The 3,348-nt window shown below is 71.2% G+C and carries 2 protein-coding genes and 1 pseudogene; 1 reads left to right on the top strand and 2 read right to left on the bottom strand.

Annotated elements, in window-relative coordinates:
- Nucleotides 1–291, top strand: a pseudogene (locus FF041_RS12630) (hypothetical protein); the annotation flags it as partial.
- A 334-nt stretch (nt 292–625) separates the two neighbouring features.
- On the opposite strand, the gene FF041_RS12625 reads toward FF041_RS12630, so the two are convergent.
- Both FF041_RS12625 and FF041_RS12620 read right to left on the bottom strand, forming a co-directional pair.
- Complete coding sequence (locus tag FF041_RS12625; protein WP_153522922.1) at nt 626–1,069, bottom strand: hypothetical protein; 444 nt, start codon at nt 1,067–1,069, stop codon at nt 626–628.
- A gap of 757 nt (nt 1,070–1,826) precedes the next feature.
- Nucleotides 1,827–3,290, bottom strand: a complete 1,464-nt coding sequence (locus FF041_RS12620; RefSeq protein ID WP_228388173.1) for a site-specific integrase — start codon at nt 3,288–3,290, stop codon at nt 1,827–1,829.
- Between the last annotated feature and the right edge of the window lie 58 nt (nt 3,291–3,348).

Here is a 3,348-nt window from a genome sequence, read left to right as displayed (position 1 = left end):
GCGGAGGGGACGCTGAGCGGCAGGACGGTCCGGCAGGACTTCGTCGCGGAGTGGCCGATCGTCAAGGCGGCGGTTCCGCCGGCCCTCGCCGTGGCTGTCAGCCCGCTGCTCGGGCTCGGCCCGCAAGGGACTCTGTGGCTGGCCCTCTGCGTCGCGATCGCCGGTCAGATCGGCTGGGCGACGCTCGCCGCGCTCCGGGCGGGCGCCGCGGGGCGGCTGGTGCTGGTCGCCGGGGCGGCCAATCTACTGCTCGGCCTGCTGATCGCGCTGCTCAAGGTCGCCCTGCACTGAGGGACCGTACGGGGCCGTGAACCCTGCCGTACATCCCTGAACGCATGTTCCGGGCCTTCGTCACGCAGACTGAGTCTCCTGGCCGGGTTCCCCGTGGTCGAAGAGCACCCGCGCGCAGCCTGCGGGCCCGCCCGGACCGAGCCCGGCACGCGACAGCGCGCCGTGCCCGTCTCGACGCCCCCCAGCGCTGCCGCGCCCTGTCCCGCTTCACCCTCACCTCCTGACCCCGACATCCTCCTGTCGCTCGTCCACGACACCCGGCACCTCATCCTCCACAGTGCTTGTTCGCGCTGGTGGAAGGCGGGTTCATGAGGACGTCCCATCGGGGCGGCCATCATGTGCCGGGGATGCTGCCGATGTGTCTTCGGCGCTCGCTACCACGCCCCGAGGGAGTGGTGCTCCGTGTGGCGGGCCGGCTCTTGGTGAAGGGGATGAACCAGTGGTCGGGGGCTGCGCGCCACAGCAGTGGCAGTCCCTCGGTGGCCTGCTGGCCGGTGGCTCTCAGGGCCTGGTCGACACGGTCCCAGTCGTCGTGGTGGTGCTCAGGGAGTTCGTCGTAGGCGGGAGTGCCGCCGGCCGGTGCGTGCGTGTGCGCGCGGGCGCGGTCCAGCGCCAGGTCCAGGGCGACCCGCTCGGCCACACACCGGGGACGGGGCACGGTGCCGGCGGCGATGTCCCGGGCCAGGTCGAAGATGCGGTGGGCGAAGTCGCACCGCCAGGAGTATCCCTGCGCGCCCAGGTGGCGCGGGGGAGGGCGGCGAAAGGCCGCCGCCGGCACGGTCCTCCTCCCGCAGCACCGTGTCCTTCAGTACGTCGGCGCCTGCGGCGGCTTCGGCGCCCAGCTGCGTCAGCAGGGCGCCGAGCACGTAGGCGGTGCGCGGCGTGAAGTGCCAGGCGTTGCCGGGCGTGTGCCGCAGGGGGAAGAGGCTCGCGTAGTCGGGCGGAACGCGTGTCCCGTCCTCCTCCGGCTCCTCTCCGTCTGCCAGATACCCGTTGTCGGCGTCGAGCTCGCCGACCCACGGGAGTGTGCGGCCGGCCTCGGTCAGGGTGAGCAGGCCGACGGTCCGTTCGACCAGGGCAAGGTCCTGGCAGACCCCCAGGAGCCGCCCGAGGTCCCGGCGGACGGTGCGCTTGGCCTCCCCGGGCTCGTCCTGCGGGTGCGGCAGTTCCGTGCTGGACCGGGTGCGGCACTGATACCCGAAATCTACCGGGTCCCACACGTCCCCGGTCGGCAGCGCCTCCACCAGCATCCGGGCATCGGCCAGCCGGAGCCGGCCGGTGACGGTCAGGTGCCGGCCGTCGCCGGTCCAGCGTAGGAACGCCTGGATCTTCTCCGGGCCGCTGCGCGCCACTGCGGCCGCCGGGGTCTGGCCGCTGCGGCGCAGTGCGCGCCGCCGTACGGCCGGGGACGGGGGCGGTGGTGCCGGGAGCGGCGGGGTGATCGGGGGCCGGGTGAGGAGGCCGGGGATGGGGTGTGAACTGGCGACCTCGCGTATTCGACTGACGCCTATTCCTTGGTCATTGAGGCGCTGGTGTCACCGTGTGTGGTCGCCGGGGGCATAGTGGCGCCAGGTTCCTCCTGCCTCGGCGGCGAGCTGGGCGGTGGTGTCGTCGTGGTAGCCGAGCATGCGGGCGATCACGGGTGCGGGGGCCTGGAGAACGAGGTGGCGGATGGCCGCCATGCGTCCTCGCTGGGTAGGGAAGCCCAGTTGGCGAAGCCTGAGTTCGAGCGTGTGCGGGGTCATGGGCTGTCCAGCCCTGCGGCCGGGAAAGAGCCACCGGGCGTTGGGATTGGTGGCGGTCCTGGTGTTCGGTCGCTGGTCGAGATAGGTCAGCAGCAGTCCGGCAAGCGGTTCAGGGACGGGCGAGGGAGGATCGCCGAGCCGGACCAGAACCTCGCCGTCCTCGTGAAGAACATCGTCGGTAGTGAGCCGAGCGATCCGGGTGAGCGGTTGCGCGTAAAGGAGGACGAGCGCGGCGACCACACGGTCCTGGAGCGGAATGTCGCCTTGGTCGACGGCCTGCCGCAACAGGGTGAGTCGCTGGTGTTGAGCGAGCGGGGCGGGGTTGCTCGTGGAGCGATGCGGGACGGCGACCTTGAGCATGTGTTTCGACCGCATCGCCCATCGCAGAAAGGCGTGGGTCAGGCGCCGGGCGGTGTAGCCACCCGCGTACCAATTATCGACATCAGCCTGCGTGCACTCGGCGAGGGTCCGCCCTCGCTCGGCGAGGTGATCGAGAAAGGCGGTCGCGAGACGAATCTCGTTGCGGGCCTGCTGAACCTGCTTACTGGTGAGCGGGCCGCGGTCGGCCAGGGAGTTCAGACGGCGCTGAACGTGCCAGGTCGCGAAGAGCTCCAGAAGCCGCCGGTGCCCGGCGTCGCCGACGGCAGGCAGTTTCTCGGCGAGCCACCGCTGGAACAGCAGCAGCTGCCGGTCAGCCGGGGGCAGGACGCCGCTCTGCATGAGCAGGTCGCGCAGGTAAGCGACCGATCGCCAGGGGTGGAGCTGGCTCAGGCCGTCGTGCGTGAGAGGAACCTCTTTCAAGGCGAGAGCGCGCAGGTTGCGCTGAGTGTGGGGCTTATTAGTCCAGGTCAGGGCGCCCCACGGGCGGCGGATCTGCCGTAGAGCGTCGAACAGCGGGAGCAGTTCAGCGTGGACGGAGCCGGTGCCGTCGTCGAGGAGTTCGCGGAGCCGCTCGGTCAGGACGCATCGGCCGCAGACCCCGCGCCGGTATCGTCTGGCCTCCTGGCCGCATTGCTCGCAGAAGAAGTCACCGATCCCGCCGGCGCAGTCGGAGCAGAGCTTCCCGCCGTCCGGCGCGAGGCCGGGAGTGAGCCGCTCGACTCCGCATCCGGTGCAGGTCCCGTAGGTCTCCAGAGCTCTGGTCATGCAGCTCTGGCAGATGTAGCCCTCGGGCCAGTGGTTCGCCCCCAGCCGCAGTGCACGGTCGCAGCGGGTGCAGAACAGGTCCTCGGCGCGGACGCGGGTGCGGCTCATCCTTCCGGCCGGATGCGGGCGTGCTTGGGACGGATCGCCGACAGGTCGACGACCGCAT

This window comes from Streptomyces jumonjinensis (assembly GCF_009600885.1).
Taxonomy (GTDB): Bacteria; Actinomycetota; Actinomycetes; order Streptomycetales; family Streptomycetaceae; genus Streptomyces; species Streptomyces jumonjinensis.
This window is presented reverse-complemented; position numbering and strand designations above follow the sequence as displayed.